Source organism: Streptomyces sp. NPDC096205 (genome assembly GCF_044763135.1).
In the GTDB taxonomy this organism is placed as follows: Bacteria; Actinomycetota; Actinomycetes; order Streptomycetales; family Streptomycetaceae; genus Streptomyces.
In genome coordinates this window covers 220852-235197 of the sequence record NZ_JBIWFS010000005.1, presented here as the reverse complement: position 1 = coordinate 235197, position 14346 = coordinate 220852, and the positions used below count along the sequence as shown (strand labels likewise).

General features: G+C 71.4%; 10 protein-coding genes and 1 pseudogene. 4 read left to right on the top strand and 7 right to left on the bottom strand.

Translation table 11 applies throughout. The features are described from left to right. Positions 1–21: 21 nt before the first annotated feature. On the bottom strand, positions 22–1215 hold the full coding sequence (locus ACIQ6Y_RS20280) for a PucR family transcriptional regulator (protein WP_404040630.1): 1194 nt from the start codon (positions 1213–1215) through the stop codon (positions 22–24). 167 nt (positions 1216–1382) lie between these two features. Between ACIQ6Y_RS20280 and ACIQ6Y_RS20275 the strand changes: the two genes are divergently transcribed. Next, positions 1383–2594, top strand: a complete 1212-nt coding sequence (locus tag ACIQ6Y_RS20275) for a lipase family protein (RefSeq protein WP_404040626.1) — start codon at positions 1383–1385, stop codon at positions 2592–2594. 266 nt (positions 2595–2860) lie between these two features. On the opposite strand, the gene ACIQ6Y_RS20270 is transcribed toward ACIQ6Y_RS20275, so the two are convergent. Continuing rightward, on the bottom strand, positions 2861–5050 hold the full coding sequence (locus tag ACIQ6Y_RS20270) for a M4 family metallopeptidase (RefSeq protein WP_404040623.1): 2190 nt from the start codon (positions 5048–5050) through the stop codon (positions 2861–2863). A 134-nt stretch (positions 5051–5184) separates the two neighbouring features. Here ACIQ6Y_RS20270 and ACIQ6Y_RS20265 point away from each other — a divergent pair, with 134 nt between their 5' ends. Together ACIQ6Y_RS20265 and ACIQ6Y_RS20260 are read left to right on the top strand one after the other, a co-directional pair. Beyond that, the gene (locus tag ACIQ6Y_RS20265) at positions 5185–6156 is read left to right on the top strand and encodes a LysR substrate-binding domain-containing protein (protein WP_404040620.1); all 972 of its coding nucleotides are present in this window, start codon (positions 5185–5187) and stop codon (positions 6154–6156) included. A gap of 106 nt (positions 6157–6262) precedes the next feature. After that, complete coding sequence (locus tag ACIQ6Y_RS20260) at positions 6263–7477, top strand: hypothetical protein (protein WP_404040616.1); 1215 nt, start codon at positions 6263–6265, stop codon at positions 7475–7477. Positions 7478–7755: 278 nt separating this feature from the next. Here ACIQ6Y_RS20260 and ACIQ6Y_RS20255 read toward each other — a convergent pair whose 3' ends face one another. Continuing rightward, entirely contained in the window at positions 7756–8679 is a 924-nt protein-coding gene (locus tag ACIQ6Y_RS20255; protein WP_404040613.1) for an NADP-dependent oxidoreductase, read from the bottom strand. Positions 8680–8809: 130 nt separating this feature from the next. Here ACIQ6Y_RS20255 and ACIQ6Y_RS20250 point away from each other — a divergent pair, with 130 nt between their 5' ends. After that, positions 8810–9850, top strand: a complete 1041-nt coding sequence (locus tag ACIQ6Y_RS20250) for a GlxA family transcriptional regulator (RefSeq protein ID WP_404040610.1) — start codon at positions 8810–8812, stop codon at positions 9848–9850. Positions 9851–9952: 102 nt separating this feature from the next. On the opposite strand, the pseudogene ACIQ6Y_RS20245 reads toward ACIQ6Y_RS20250, so the two are convergent. From ACIQ6Y_RS20245 to ACIQ6Y_RS20230, 4 genes and pseudogenes are all read right to left on the bottom strand, one after another. Beyond that, positions 9953–10714: pseudogene (locus tag ACIQ6Y_RS20245) on the bottom strand (collagenase); the annotation flags it as partial. Positions 10715–11356: 642 nt separating this feature from the next. Further along, on the bottom strand, positions 11357–12382 hold the full coding sequence (locus tag ACIQ6Y_RS20240; RefSeq protein ID WP_404040607.1) for a LacI family DNA-binding transcriptional regulator: 1026 nt from the start codon (positions 12380–12382) through the stop codon (positions 11357–11359). A gap of 77 nt (positions 12383–12459) precedes the next feature. Continuing rightward, on the bottom strand, positions 12460–13296 hold the full coding sequence (locus ACIQ6Y_RS20235; protein ID WP_404040604.1) for an ATP-binding cassette domain-containing protein: 837 nt from the start codon (positions 13294–13296) through the stop codon (positions 12460–12462). Beyond that, the gene (locus tag ACIQ6Y_RS20230; protein WP_404040602.1) at positions 13293–14306 is read right to left on the bottom strand and encodes an ABC transporter permease; all 1014 of its coding nucleotides are present in this window, start codon (positions 14304–14306) and stop codon (positions 13293–13295) included. Before ACIQ6Y_RS20230 ends, ACIQ6Y_RS20235 begins: the two co-directional genes overlap by 4 nt. Positions 14307–14346: the final 40 nt, after the last annotated feature.

Sequence of the window (14346 nt, the reverse complement as noted above, 5' to 3'; positions counted from 1 at the left end):
TGGACGGCGAGGTCGGGCCGGTCAGCGTAGAGCCGAGGGCGGCAGGGTCCGAAGGGACTGGAGCGCGGCGTACAACTCGGCGGTGCCGACGGGGTCGGTGACGGTGCGTCCGGTGAGTGCGTGGATCCGGCGTAAGCGCTGGCGGACGGTGTTGGGATGGCAGTACAGGGCCTGTGCGGCCTCCTCCGTGGAGCCGGAGGCCGCGTACCACGCGGTGAGTGTGCCGATCAGCATGGTGCGTTGCTCGGCGGGGAGATCGAGCAGCGCACCGAGAACGGAGCGGGCCATCCGGGCGGCGACGTCCGGGGAATGCGCCACGAGCCCGGCCAGCGGGCCGTCGTCGAAACGGACGACCCGTGGGCCGGCCGGATCGGCCGCGGCCAGGGCGAGCCGGGCCAGCCGTAGGCCCGTGGCGCAGTCGGCGAGGCTCGCGAAGGCCGGGCTCACCCCGTACCGCAGGGTGGCCTGCCGCGCGAGCACGGTCAGCAGCCGCTCCAGTGTGCGCTGGTCGCGGACCGAGACCAGGCCGGCCAGCAGACCGGCGGTGTGGCTCCAGGCGGAGGCGATGCCGTGGGCGGCGAGCCGGTTGCCGAGTTCGGGCGCCGGCCCGGGCGGCGGGTCGGCGACCAGCACGACGAACAGTCCGTCGTAGGGCAGGCGGAGGGCGTCCGCCGCCCGCCAGAGGTCCTCCGTGGTGCGGGCGGTGCCGTCGAAGAGTTCGGCGAGAGCGGGGGAGCCCGCCTGGTCCGCGCCGGCCCGTGTCGCGTGCCGGTAGGCGGTGGTGATCTCGTGTGCACCGCTCTCGATCAGCCCGAGCAGGCGGGCCGCGCCGTCGGGCAGCGCCTCCAGGCCGAGGTGGCCCGCGTTGCGCGCCTCGGCGGTCAGCTCCTCCAGCAGCAACCGTCCGCCCGCGTGGTAGGCGGCGATCACGGCGGGCAGCGGAACGCCCTGACCGGCCCTGCGCAGCGCCGTGGCCGTGGCCGGTGTGACGCCGTGACGACCCGTCAGCGAGCCCAGGGTGAAGGTCAGATGGGCGCGACAGGAGCCGCGCAGCTCCTCCATGGGGACCAGTCGACGGTAGGCGACGGTGCCGGAGGGAGCGAGGATCCGCTCGGCGGCGTGCTCGCTCAGTTCGCTGAGCCGTCCCTTCAAGGCGGTGGCGAGCAGGCCGATCTGTCGATCCGTCGGATGGGTGGTGACGGGCATGTCGGGCATGGCCGCATCCTAACGAGGGTGTACGGCATTGCCGAACGGTATATGTCATTGTCGTTGATCACATGATCACGCGTCACATCGTGTGGACAGCACCCTCACCAGCCGCACACCGTCCGCTTGATCATCGGTGCACGACCTCGTCAGCCCTCACTCACCCGAGGACCCTCATGAGACTTCTGCGCACCGCCGTGCCCGCACTCGCCGCGCTGCTGGCCGCCACCCTGATCGCGACGACCGCTCCGGCCGCAGCCGTGGACAGCGGTGATCTCTCCGACGCCTTCTACACCCCACCGCCCGGTGAACTCACCACGGACCCCGGCGAGGTGATCCGGTACCGCACCGCCGACTTCCGCATCGAGCCGACCGGCCTCATCGACCAGGACGTCCGGTCCTGGCAGGTGCTGTACGGCTCCGCCGACGCCGCCGGCCGCCGGATCGCCGTCTCCGGCACCGTGCTCGTCCCCGACGCTCCCTACGGTGGTCCGGGCCCGCGCCCCGTGGTCGCGCACGCCATCGGCACGCACGGCCTGGGCGACCGCTGTGCCCCCTCGCGGGCACTGGCCGCCGGCACCCAGTACGAGAGCACCGTGATCAGGTCCATGCTCGACCGCGGCTGGGCCGTCGTCGTCTCCGACTACCAGGGTCTCGGCACCCCCGGCGGGCACACCTACGTCAACGGTCGGGCCGAGGGCCAGGCCGTACTGGACTCGGTGCGGGCCGCCCAGTGGCTGCCCGAGGCGGGGATCGCCTCCGACGCACCGGTCCTCATCGCCGGCTACTCGCAGGGTGGTCAGGCGGCGAGCTGGGCGGCGGAGCTCCAGCCCACGTACGCACCGGAGCTGGACGTGCGCGGCGCCTCGGTCGGAGCGCCCGCCGCAGATCTCCTGGTGGTCGCGGAGGGCGTGGACGGCAGTCCGGCCTTCGGCTTCGGCCTGACCGCGGCCGTCGGCCTGAAGCACGCATACCCGGAACTCCCCCTGGAGGAGCTGTTCACCGACCACGGCCGCGAGCTGCTGGCCGACATCTCCGACGACTGCACGCTGCAGATCGCCGCCAAGTACGGGCTGCACAGCTGGGACCGGTTGACCACCGAAGACCCGTTCACGCGGGCCGACTGGCGCGGCCGGCTCACCGAACAACGGGCCGGACAGCACCGTCCAGCGGTGCCGGTGCGGCTGTACCACTCACGCCTGGACGACGTCATCCCCTACCGGGCCGGCACCGAACTGAAGGACCGGCTCTGCGAACTCGGCGCCTCCGTCGACTGGGACGCGTACCTGGTGCCCACCCACATCGCCACCTTCTACGCAGCCGCCCCGGCCACGGTCGACTGGCTGGCGGACCGCCTCGAGGACAGACCGGTGGCGAACGACTGCTGACCGGTGTTGCGGGTCATGACGCCGGTGACGTGGCGTCGGTCAACGGCTTCGGGGGGTAGGTGCGGAGCACGAGTGATGTGGCGGGCGTTGACCACCACAACGTGCACGTGCACTCCGACGATCGCCAGGGCACGCGAAGGGACCGGGCCGCCGACGGATGGTCGGCGGTCCGGCCCCGGTACCGCGCGCGGCTCCCCTCCTCCCGCGCGGCTCTCGCCCTCAGGGCGGGGGAGTCAGGTACCCGTCCTGAGGCGTTCAATCTCCCGTCAGGGGGCGCTCAGGCCCAGCGTGTACGCGCCGGAGCCGCTGTAGGCGTGGACGATGTAGCGGTAGTAGCCCGCGGTGCCGGTGTAGCTGAGGTCCTCTTCGGAGGTGGCGTCGCCGTCCACGGCCACGTCCACCCAGCTCGCCCCGTTCCACTTCTGGAGGTAGAGGTCGAAGTCGGTGCCGGCCGGGCCGCGCAGGCAGCCTGTGTGGGTGCCGGAGGTCGCCGAGTAGTAGTACGTGCCGTCCGGTTGGGCGGCCCGCTGGCCGGAGGCCAGGGTGCCCTCGTAGGTGTACTCGGCGTTCTCACAGCCGGCCGGTGGGGTGTTGGTGCCGACGGTCAGCTGGTAGGTGACCGTGTGGGTGGCGGAGCCGGTGCCGGTGACGGTGATCGGGTAGGTGCCGTCGGCGGTGCCCGAGGCGACCTGCACGGTCATCGTGGAGGAGTTGCCGGAGGTGACCGAGGAGGGGCTGAAGGACACGGTGATGCCGCTCGGGGCGCCGCTCGCGGAGAGCTGGACGGTCTGCGCGCTGCCGCCGGTGGTGCTGGTGTTCACGGTGGCGGTGACGGAGGCGCCCTGCTGGGCCGAACCCGATGACGGGTTCAGGGCGAGCGAGAAGTCCGGGGTGGTGGTGCCGCCGCAGTCGGTCTCACCGGACTGGGCGGGCACGCCGATCGCGTTCCAGGCCGCCTTCACCGCATTGCACTCGGCGCTGCCGTACGTGTTCTTGGCGCTGGTCAGGGTCGCCCTGCGGGCGGCGAGGTGGTTCCAGGAGGAGGTCTTCATCAGCAGGGCGCCCATGAAGATCTTGCCGGCCTTCTGGATGCCGATGCCGGTGACGGACGCGGGACCGCCCGAACATATGGGGCTGCTGGGCTTGCCGCCGCCCGGGTTGGAGCCCTCGGCGAGCAGGTAGAACCAGTGGTTCTGCGGGCCGGCCGCGGCGTGCACCTCGGTGTTGGAGGTCAACTGCGTATAGCAGTTGGGGTCGTTGTTGTGCAGCGACGGGTTGTACATGTACCGGATGGGCCTGTTGTCACCGAGGAAGTTCAGTTTCTCGCCGACGGTGTAGTCCGGGGTGTCGTTGGGGTTGTCGGCGTAGTGCTCGGTGAGCGCGCCGAAGATATCCCCGGTGGACTCGTTCATGCCGCCGTTCTCGTTGGACGAGCCGGTGCCGCCCGGGGTCCGGTCGAATATCTCGTGGCCGTACTCGTGGGCCACGACGTCGATGCCGGTGAGCTGGTTGGTGCCGTTCTGGTTGCGGCCGTACGTGGTCTTCGTGCCGTCGTAGTACGCGTTCACCTCGGCGAGTCCGGCGCGGGCCGGGACCATGCCGCCCTGGCCGTTGATGCCGTTGTAGCCGAACCACGACTTGAGCATGTCGGACTCGCGCTGGGCGGCGTACATGATGTCGACGCAGGCGGTGACGAGGTCGTTGGCGCCGCCGTTGCCCCAGGGGGAGGAGCCTGTGTAGGCGCTGCCGTTCTGGCCGCCGCAGCGGAAGCCGGAGCGGTTCGGGTCGGTCATGGAGGTGGCGGCGGTGTCGATGGTGACGGTGCCGTTGTGGTAGCCGCGGCCGTCGGCGTGCCGGACCTTCTCGGTGGCCTGCGCGACACGGCCCGTGCGGGCGTCGACATAAGTGTCGAGCGAGCTGGGCGCGTTCCTCGCGGTGCGGCCGACGACGAGGGTGTGCCAGGCGAGGACCGGCTTGCCGGCCTTGAGGAGCACGGTGAGTTCGGGGGCGCTCGCGCTCTCCACCGAGGCGAGCTGTCCCCGCGCGGTGGCGCGCGCGGCCCGTGCCGTGACCGCGGCCCGGGTGGACAGCCGCAGGACCGGGGCGGGGGCGCCGGTGACCTCACGGACCTTTCCGGTGGAGTCGCTCAGTACGACGGCGTCGCCGCCGACGACCGGAACGCCCTTGTAGGTGCGCTCGTACGCCGAGAAGTACAGCCCGTTCGACCAGGGAGTGACGGACGTCCGTACGAGGTTCTCGTCGGCGCCGTGGCGCAGCTCGTCGAGGCCGCTGTCCGCGGCGTTGTCGGCAGCGGCGAGTGCGAGGGACCTGCCGTTGCCGGGTGGCGGCACGGGCCGGTCCTGCGGGACCGCGGCGGCGGGCCCGGCGAGGGCGGCCGCGAGGCTCGCCGAGAGCGCCAGGGCAGCCACGGCGGCGGTGACTCTGGTGGGGTGCAACGTCTGCTCCGTTCAGGGTGGGGAGGCGGATCGTTGCGGCGAGTATGGGCGTGGACATGGCCGGTTCGGGACATGCGATGTTGCATAACACGCGGGTTATGGTGCGGCCGCGCGGAGGCGCGTACTCTGCGCCGATGAAGCTGGAGTTGAGGCATCTCGAGGCCGTGTGCCGGATCGCCGAGGCGGGCAGTCTGAGCCGGGCCGCCAAGCGCCTCGGGGTCTCCCAGCCCGCGCTGTCGGCCCAGTTGCGCCGCATCGAACGGGTCGCCGGCGGTGAGCTGTTCCTGCGCGGCCGGCATGGTGTGGAGCCCACCCCGCTGGGGGAGTTCGTCCTGCGCAAGGCCCGTCTGGTGCTCGGCGAGATGGACGCCCTGGCCGCGGGCGCCCGGGCCATCGCCCCGCACCCGAGTCTGCGGCTGGGCTGCATCCTGCTGGTCCTCGTCGACCGGCTGCTCGGCGAGCTGGAACGGGTGCTGGCCGACCAGGACATCCATGTGACGGTGGAGCATTCGGCGACCACGCTGACCAGACAGCTCGGCGCGGGCAAGTACGACGCCGTGCTGTACGGCGAGGTCAACGACTACGAGGTGCCGTTGCCCCAGGGCATCACGGCCCGCACCCTGATCCCCAAGGAACCCTTCTGCGTACGGCTGTCGGCCACACACCCGCTGGCAGGCCGCGAGCGGATCGCCCTGGCGGAACTGGCCGACGAGCCCTGGATGATGCTCGTGGAGGACGACGACGGCGGCCCCGAGGCCCTGGTCGCCGCCTGCGCGAAGGCAGGCTTCACCCCGCTGCTGCGCCACCGGGTGACGGACCGGAAGATGCACTACGACCTGATCGCCGCCGGCCGGGCGATATCACTGAGCCAGCCGACCGCTCCGACCACCGAGGGCACGGTTCTGCGCCCTCTGGTGGGCGACCCGGTCATCGGCCGCATCCGCATCGCGTGGAACCGGGCGGCGGTCTCCGCCCGGCAGGCGGAGCTGCTGTACCGGGCGGCCGCCCATGCCTATCTCACGAACGTGGACAACAACTCGTTCCACCGCGCCTGGTGGGACGCCCGGCCCGAGCTGCACCCGACCCTCGACGACCCGGAGCCATGAGCGGCCCGCCTCCGGCGCTCTCCTGCCGGGCGTATGATCACCGAGAGCTCCGCAGGTCAGAGGCGCGGAGGAGGGCGGGGGACAGGTACGGAGGAGGGGCAGGACGGTGGGAATCCACATACGTCGTCCTGACGAGTACGTCAGACCCGCCGGGCGGATGCTGCTCGACGACTGCTTCCGGGCGTCCGGGGAGTTCTACGCCTCAGGGGCCTACTACTTCCAGGAATCGCTGAGCCGGTTCCCCGCGGGGCAGAAGGTCGAGGCCGAGCTGGTGCCCGAGCCCCACAACCCTTGGGACGCGCGGGCGGTCGCCTGCGACGTCGACGGGCAGCGCGTCGGGTACCTCCCCGCGGTGTCGGCGAAGATGTGGCACGACGTCGTACGGGCCTGGAACCGTGCGGGCTTCGCCGTGTACGTCGAAGCCACGACGAACCGGTGGACGACGAACGACGACAAGGACCGCTTCGGTCTCACGCTGCCCAAGTACGACTGGGCGTCCCTGACGGACCTGGCGGAGGCCGCCGGACTGCGCACCGCATGGGCCGCGGCCATGTCCGGCCTCACCGAGCAGCAGCGCCTCCTGCTGCGCGAGGACGGCGGCTACACCCCCGACGCATCGGCCCTGCGCGCACTGCTGAGGAAGCGGTCGCAGCACCCTGCGTTCCAGTGGGGGACCAGCAAGGACAGCGAGAGCCTGAGCGATCGCATGCCCTTCTGGTACGGCTACTTCGTCCGCGAGCAGATGAGGGCGGAACAGGAGCGCCTGCGCCATGCCCGCCACATCAGATCCCGGCTGCTGCACACCTTCAAGGACGAGATCGCACGGCGGCGGCAGGGCGAGCGGGAGCATGCGCGCGACCTGCGCAGGGAAGAGGACCGGCGGGCGCTGGAGCTTCAGCGGGAGGGCCGTCGGGTCGCGGACATCGCCGCCGAACTCGGCCTGACCCACAAGCAGGCGGAGAGCGCCCTGTCCCGCGCCCGCGACGCGGCAGGCGTCCCCGCCACGCGGACGCAGGACCTGCAGTCCGAGCGCCGCCGACAGGCCGCGCAGGCTGTCTCGCTCAAGAGATCGGGACTGGCCAGAGCGCAGATCGCCCGGGCCATGGGGCGGTCCGCCGACACGGTGGACGAGCTGCTCAAGGACGGGTTGTTCCACGAAGCGCCCGAGGACCACCCGGAACGGCTCCAACTGGCCCGCCGGTGCGTCGAGTTGCGCGCGGCGGGCCTGGTGAAGGAAGAGGTCCTCGCCCGGCTCGGAGTCAGCCGCAAGCAGGCGCTCAGAGCCTTCCGGGACGCCTCGTCGCTCCCCGGCACGGGGTGACAGGCCCACCGGCCCGAAGGGAACCGGACCGGTCCCACCCGGAGCAGGCGAGGCGCGAGATCCGCCGGCGCGTCCGGGACGGCTTCTTCCGGCAGGGGCCGACGGGCCACCAAGGTCCCGGTGCGATCACCCGGATCGCACCGGGGCGCGTGCGCATCGCTCTGCCGGCCCGCCCCGACGTCACCCAGCGGCAGAGATACGTCCTCTGGGCGGACCGCCTCGCACAACCGCGGCGATCCGCCGCCATGGCGACACATGCCGTGCCGGCCGGCCGCGGGTCAGGCGACCGTCAGGACGATCTTGCCGGTGGTACGGCCCTGCTCGCCGAGTTCGTGTGCCTCGGCGGCCTGAGCCAGCGGCAGGACGGTCTCGACGACCGGCTTCACGGCGCCCTGCTCCACGAGCGCGGTGATCTCTCGCAGGCCGAGGTGGTCCGGCTCGACCAGGACCCACATCGCCCGCACCCCGTCCTGGGCCGCGGGGACGTCGTCCGGGCCGGGCAGGGTGATCAACCGGCCGCCGGACCGGAGCACCTTCAGGGACCGCTCGGCCGTTTCGCCGCCGAGCCCGTCGAGGACGACGTCGATGTCGGTCAGGACGTCCTCGAACCGGACCGAGCGGTAGTCGATCACCTCGTCCGCACCCAGCTGCCGCACCAGGTCGTGCTTGCCGGCGCTGGCCGTGCCGATGACGTGCGCGCCGCGGGCCTTGGCGATCTGCACCGCGAGGTGGCCGACCCCTCCGGCCGCTGCATGGATCAGCACCCGCTCACCGGGACGCAGGTCCGCCGCGTCCACCAGGGCCTGCCAGGCGGTCAGCGCGGCCAGGGGCAGCGCGGCCGCCTCCACGTGCGTCAGCCCCGCCGGCTTCGGAGCGAGGTGCCGGGCCGGAGCCACGACGTACTCGGCGTAACCGCCCGCCTGGCGCGGGAACAGCGGCATCCCGAAGACCTCGTCGCCGGGACGGAACACGCCCACGCCGGGCCCGACGGCCTCGACCGTGCCGGACACGTCCCAGCCGACCACGGGTACGGCGCCCCACTCGATCAGGGCTCCGCTGGCGCGGGTCTTCCAGTCCACCGGGTTCACGCCGGCCGCGTGCACTCGCACCAGGACCTCGTTCAGTCCCGGCTCCGGCCGCTCGACCTCGCGCTCGATGAGGTTCTCGGGTCCGCCCCACTGCTCCACGACCACCGCACGCATGCTCTCTGCCTCTGCCTTCGTCTCGATCGGTTCCGCCGCCGGGAGGACCCCGGCGCGACGCAATTCAGAGTGGCCTGTTCCGGCTCCGCATAGTGTTGGCCGTCTGGCCACTATGTGACAGGATCTGGCCATGAGTACTGCGCGGCCGGCCACGAAGAGCACACAGGGACCGGCGTCCGAGGGGCCCTCACCGCACCGGATCGCCGTGCTGGCCCTGCCCGGGGTGCCGCCGTTCGAGCTCGGCATCCCTTCCCGTGTCTTCGGCAGCGTCCTGGACGCCGAAGGCCGCCCGCTGTACGACGTCACCGTCTGCACGGCGGACGGCGCCCCCGTGCTCACCGACGCCGGTTTCACCGTGCAGCCGGCCGCCGGACCCGAGGCCCTGGCCGCCTCGGACACCGTGATCATCCCGCCCACGCACGCCATGCCGGAACTGGGCCGCGGCGGCCCCCTGCCTGCCGAGGTCACCGCTGCCATCGCCGGCATCCGGCCCGGCACGCGGCTGGTGTCCATCTGTTCCGGTTCCTACGTGCTCGCCGCGGCAGGGCTGCTCGACGGCCGGCCGGCCACCACGCACTGGCAGCTGGCGCCCGAGTTCCGCCGCGCCTATCCCTACGTCAAGGTCGACGAGGAGGTCCTGTTCGTCGACGACGGCGATGTGCTGACCTCCGCGGGCGTCGCCGCCGGCGTCGATCTGTGCCTGCACATGATCCGCCGCGACCATGGAGCCGCCGCCGCCAACCGGGCCGCCCGTGTGTGCGTCGTACCGCCCTGGCGGGACGGCGGGCAGGCGCAGTACATCGACCGCCCGGTCCCCGACCCGGCCGTGGCCGGAACCACCGCCACCCGTGCGTGGGCCCTGGAGCACCTCGGTGAGCCGCTCTCCCTCGCCCAGCTCGCCGAGCACGCCCGGATGAGTCTGCGCTCCTTCACCCGGCGGTTCCGCGACGAGGTCGGGATGACTCCCGTGCAGTGGCTCACCGCGCAACGCCTGGAGCTGGCCAAGCAGTTGCTGGAGACCACCGACCTGCCGATCGACCTGGTCGCGCACCGGGCCGGCTTCGGCTCCGCGAACTCGCTGCGCACGCACATGCGAACCGCCTTCGGCATCTCACCCGCCGCCTACCGCCGTACCTTCAAACCCGACGACCCCGTCGACGCCCGCAGCTGAGCGATCCTCGTACGCAGCCCCGCCCGCCAGGGCCGTGCGGAACCCCCGTCGGACTGGGTGATGTGCGGGGGAGTCGGGCCGTAGGAGGCGTATGGCTCAGGCGCCCGCCGCCACGGCCGTCAGCCAGGCGTTCCAGTCGCTCTCGTAGTCCAGCGAGGTGAGGAAGGAACGGGCGGCGGTCCAGTTTCCGGTGCGGTAGTGGCCGAGCAGGGTGGCGACGTCGGCCGGGTGCCGCTCGACCATGTAGCGGGCGGCGAGGTAGCCCCAGTTGTAGGTGCGGTTGACGTCACTGTTGGCGTAGGTCGTGTCGAACAGGGTGCGCAGGGAGTACGTGTGCTTGCCGGCCTCGGCCAGCGCGCTGCTGTAGGTGACGCCGCGGTAGGAGTAGGAGATGTACTCCGCGATGCCCTCGCCCCACCACACGGTGGGGGTGGTCTGGCTGGCGTCGAAGTCGCCGTACAGGTCGAAGCGGCCGTCGAGGTAGTGCGTGTACTCGTGGTTGAGGTTCCAGATCTGCCAGCCGGGGCTCACATCGGTGCGCTCGTAGCAGATGAACCGCGGCTGGTTGCCCGTCTTCGCGGGGTCCCCCTCCAGGTACATGCCGCCGTTGTTGGTGTCGATGCCGTAGATCCTCCCCGCGTAAGTCTTGTAGTCGGCGCTCGAGTTGAAGACATCGACCTCCAGCGTGGTGTTGTAGTCGTTCGCCACCGGCCCCGAGTCCTTGACCACGCTGTGGAAGTACGCGTCCTGGTTGGCCAGGCTCGCGCAGGTCGCCGTCAGTTGGTCGGTGGTCATCTCCTGGGCACGGATCCGCAGCGACGGGCTGCAGTTGTGGACGACTGGCAGGATGCGTGATTCCAGCCTGCCGCCATTGGTGCCGGGCGCGCCGGGAGCGCCCTTGACGTTGCCGTGGGCCGGGCGCCGGCCCGGGTCCGCGAAGACGTGGTCGGGCTTGGGGTCGGCCTGGGAGGCCTGGGATGCCTGCGCGGGAGAGGCGGCGACGGCGGCTATCAGCAGGGCGGTGGCGACGGCCATAGGGCGCAAGGTGTGCTCCTGGAAGGGGAGTTGGGGTCCCGTCTCGCGACGGGCTGCGCTGTAAAATGGCACATGTCACATTGCCTTGCAATGTTTCTGACAGGGATTCATTGAGTGACCGGGTCGGCCGGGGGCGTCGAGCATGGAGAGCTTGGCGCCCTGCGCCTGTTCGAGGGGAGCTGGTCAGCAGTCCGATGCGGCAGCATGTCGGAAGCGGCAAGGCGGACGACGCCGGCGCACCACCGTGCGACCGGCCGGCAGGCGGCCCATGCGGCCCCGTCCCGTGTTCGGACGCATGAGCAGCGGCCTGCCAGAAGGTCTCGGCAGGCCGCCACCGATCCGCGACGCCGCGCCGGTCAAAAGGAGCGCGGACGGCTTCGGCGTAGGTGGTGACTGGTCGCCGGTGAGCTTGTGATGCCCGAACTGTTCACTGATGGCCTGCTCGCCTGCCCGGCGGCGGCCCGCTTCTGGTCAGGCGGTCGGGGCCGGGCGGCATTCTCCCGAGCCCCGCACGATCAGCCGGGTCGGGACGGTGAGGGTGCGGGCGCGCGACCGGTCGCCGTCGAGGCGGGCGAGCGCGGCGGTCGCGGCGGCCCTGCCGATCTCGGCGGGATCCTGGGCGACGACGGTCAGGGCGGGCTCGAGCGCCTCGGCGAGGGCCACGTCGTCGAAGGCGACGACGGCGACGTCCTTGCGCTTGCTGCGGGCGAGTTCGGTGACGATGCCGAGCGCGACGATGTTGTTGCCCGCGAACAGCGCGGTCGGCGGGTCTGCCAGACCGAGGAGTTGGGCGGTGGCGTCGGAAGCGGCGTGCTGGTCATGGGCGTTGGTGACCAGGGAACGGTCGTAGGGGACACCGGCGTCCTGGAGGGCCGCCCGGTATCCGGCGAGGCGCTCGCGCCGGGTGTAGAGGTTGCTGGGCAGGTCGCCGATGAAGCCGATGCGCCGGTGACCCTGGGCGAGCAGATGGGCCACGCCGTCGTGAGCGCCCGCGCGGTTGGAGCTGACGACGCTGTCCGCGGACAGGCCCGTGCCCGGACGGTCGATGAAGACCACGGGGAGCCCGGCTGCGCGGTGGGTCTTGAGGTGGGAGTGGTCGGCGCCGACGGACGGCACGACCATCAGCACGCTCACCCGGCGGGCGAGGAACTTGTCGGTCAGGGCGCGCTCACGCTCGGGATCGTCGGCGGAGGATCCCATGAGCAGGATGAGTCCGCGTTCGCGGACGGTGTCCTCGATGCTGCCGGCCACGGCCCCGAAGAAGGGGTTGCCCAGGTCCGGGACGACCAGTCCGATGGTGGTGTCCGGTCCGCCGACGCGGATGTTGCGGGCCATGAGGTTGGGCTGGAACCCGAGTTTGGCGACGGCTGCGAGAACCTGTTCCCTGGTCCGGGCCGAGGCGGGTCCGTCCTCGTTGAGGACGCGGGAGACCGTCTTGGCGCTGACGCCCACTTCGCGTGCGACATCGGCCAGCGTGGGGCGGCGGTTCGCTGCCATGGAGGAAGCCGTCTCCTGTGCTCGTCGGTTCCGGCCGCGGCCTCGGCCGGGAACCTGTGAGTTGATTCGGTCGTACGTCAGATGGCCTGGACCCCGGCTGCCTTCGCGGCCTCGGAGTCCGCTACGACAGTACCTCCGGCCTCGTCCACGGTCAGCGCGCCGGTCATGATCGCGACGACCTCCGCCATCGAGTGGTCGGACGGCTTGAGCAGGGCGGCCCGCCGGCCGAGCCGGTGGACGTGGATGCGGTCGGCGATCTCGAAGACATGGGGCATGTTGTGACTGATGAGGACGACCGGCATGCCCTTGTCGCGTACGCGGCGGATGAGATCGAGGACCTGGCCCGACTCCCTGACGCCGAGGGCGGCGGTGGGCTCGTCCATGACGACGACGCTGCGGGCCCAGGCGACGGAGCGGGCGACCGCCACGGCTTGGCGCTGACCGCCGGAGAGCGTCTCGACGGCCTGGGTGAGTGAGCGCAGTCCGATCTTCAGGTCGGCCATGTGCTCGGCGGCCTCCTGCCGCATGCGCTTCTTGTCGAGCATGCGGAACACGCTGCCGAGGACGCCGGGCCGGCGCAGTTCACGGCCGAGGAACATGTTCGAGGCGATGTCCATGGAGGCGGCCACCGCCAGGTCCTGGTAGACCGTCTCGATGCCATGGGCGCGGGCGCTCTGCGGGCCGGAGAACCGGATGGGCTCGCCGTTCAGCCGTATCTCGCCCGCGTCGGGCGCCAGGGCGCCGGTGAGGGCCTTGATCAGGCTGGTCTTGCCGGCGCCGTTGTCGCCGATGACCGCGAGGACCTCGCCGGGCAGCAGGTCGAAGTCGGCGCCGTCGATGGCGGTGACATGTCCGTAGCGCTTGACCAGACCGCGGGCCTGAAGGACGGGCGTGGTGGACGTGGTGGCGGTCATCGGGCCTTCTTCCGGGAGATCTGGTCGACGGTCACCGCGAGGATCACCAGGACGCCGGTGATCAGGGTCTGGTAGATGGAGGCGACGCCCATCAGCTGAAGTCCGTTGCGGAACACACCGACGATGAGGACGCCGATGAAGGTGCCCAGCACCGAACCGCGTCCGCCGAAGAGGCTGGTGCCGCCGAGGACCACGGCGGTGATGCTGTCGAGGTTGTCGGTCTGCCCCGCCTGCGGGTCGCCGACCCCGGTGCGGGAGATGAGCAGCACGGCGGCGACGCCGTACACCAGGCCGGCCACGGTGTAGACGCCGATGGTCAGCCGGGAGGTGCGGATGCCGTTGAGGCGTGCCGCCTCCGGGCTGTTGCCGAGGGCGTAGACGTGCTTGCCCCAGGCGGTGCCGCTCAGGGCGTACGCGAGGAGGAGGAACAGGGCGATGGTGACCAGGGAGCCGTAGGTGATGTCGGTGTTGCCGAGCGGGAACGTCTGTCCGAGGGCTGTCAGCGGGCCGGGCAGATCGGTGACCGTCTGCTCCTCGGAGTAGATGTGGGTCAGCGCGAACGCCACGTTGAGCATGCCGAGGGTGACGATGAACGGCGGCAGCGGGATCTTCTGCACCAGCAGCCCGTTGATCAGGCCGAAGCCGCCGCAGACGGCGAGGCCCAGCGCGATGGCGAGGAGCGGCGGCAGGGAGCCCTCGGCGGCCATCTTGGCGATCATGATGCTGCCGAACGCCATGACCGCCCCGCACGACAGGTCGATGCCCGCCGTGAGGATGATCAGGGTCTGTCCGATGGCGAGGGTGCCGACCACCATGACCTGCTGCACGATCAGCGAGAAGTTCCCGCCGGTGAGGAACTGGTCGGTGGACAGGGCGAAGAAGACGCAGGCCAGCAGGAGGGCGACCAGCGGGCCGGTGGTCGGTGCCGTGAGCAGTCTGCGGGCCGCGGTCGGTGCGCTGAGCCCGGCGTACGGCCTGGTCGTGGACGGTGGCGTGGACGTGGCGGTCATGCGAGGTCCTTGACGAAAGGTGGGAGGGCGGCCCGCTCGG

Bases quoted from the DNA above. Each gene is read 5' to 3' on its own strand.
- ACIQ6Y_RS20280 (WP_404040630.1), bottom strand. From the start codon at position 1,215: ATGCCCGACATGCCCGTCACCACCCATCCGACGGATCGACAGATCGGC.
- ACIQ6Y_RS20275 (WP_404040626.1), top strand. From the start codon at position 1,383: ATGAGACTTCTGCGCACCGCCGTGCCCGCACTCGCCGCGCTGCTGGCC.
- ACIQ6Y_RS20265 (WP_404040620.1), top strand. From the start codon at position 5,185: ATGAAGCTGGAGTTGAGGCATCTCGAGGCCGTGTGCCGGATCGCCGAG.
- ACIQ6Y_RS20255 (WP_404040613.1), bottom strand. From the start codon at position 8,679: ATGCGTGCGGTGGTCGTGGAGCAGTGGGGCGGACCCGAGAACCTCATC.
- ACIQ6Y_RS20250 (WP_404040610.1), top strand. From the start codon at position 8,810: ATGAGTACTGCGCGGCCGGCCACGAAGAGCACACAGGGACCGGCGTCC.
- ACIQ6Y_RS20240 (WP_404040607.1), bottom strand. From the start codon at position 12,382: ATGGCAGCGAACCGCCGCCCCACGCTGGCCGATGTCGCACGCGAAGTG.
- ACIQ6Y_RS20235 (WP_404040604.1), bottom strand. From the start codon at position 13,296: ATGACCGCCACCACGTCCACCACGCCCGTCCTTCAGGCCCGCGGTCTG.
- ACIQ6Y_RS20230 (WP_404040602.1), bottom strand. From the start codon at position 14,306: ATGACCGCCACGTCCACGCCACCGTCCACGACCAGGCCGTACGCCGGG.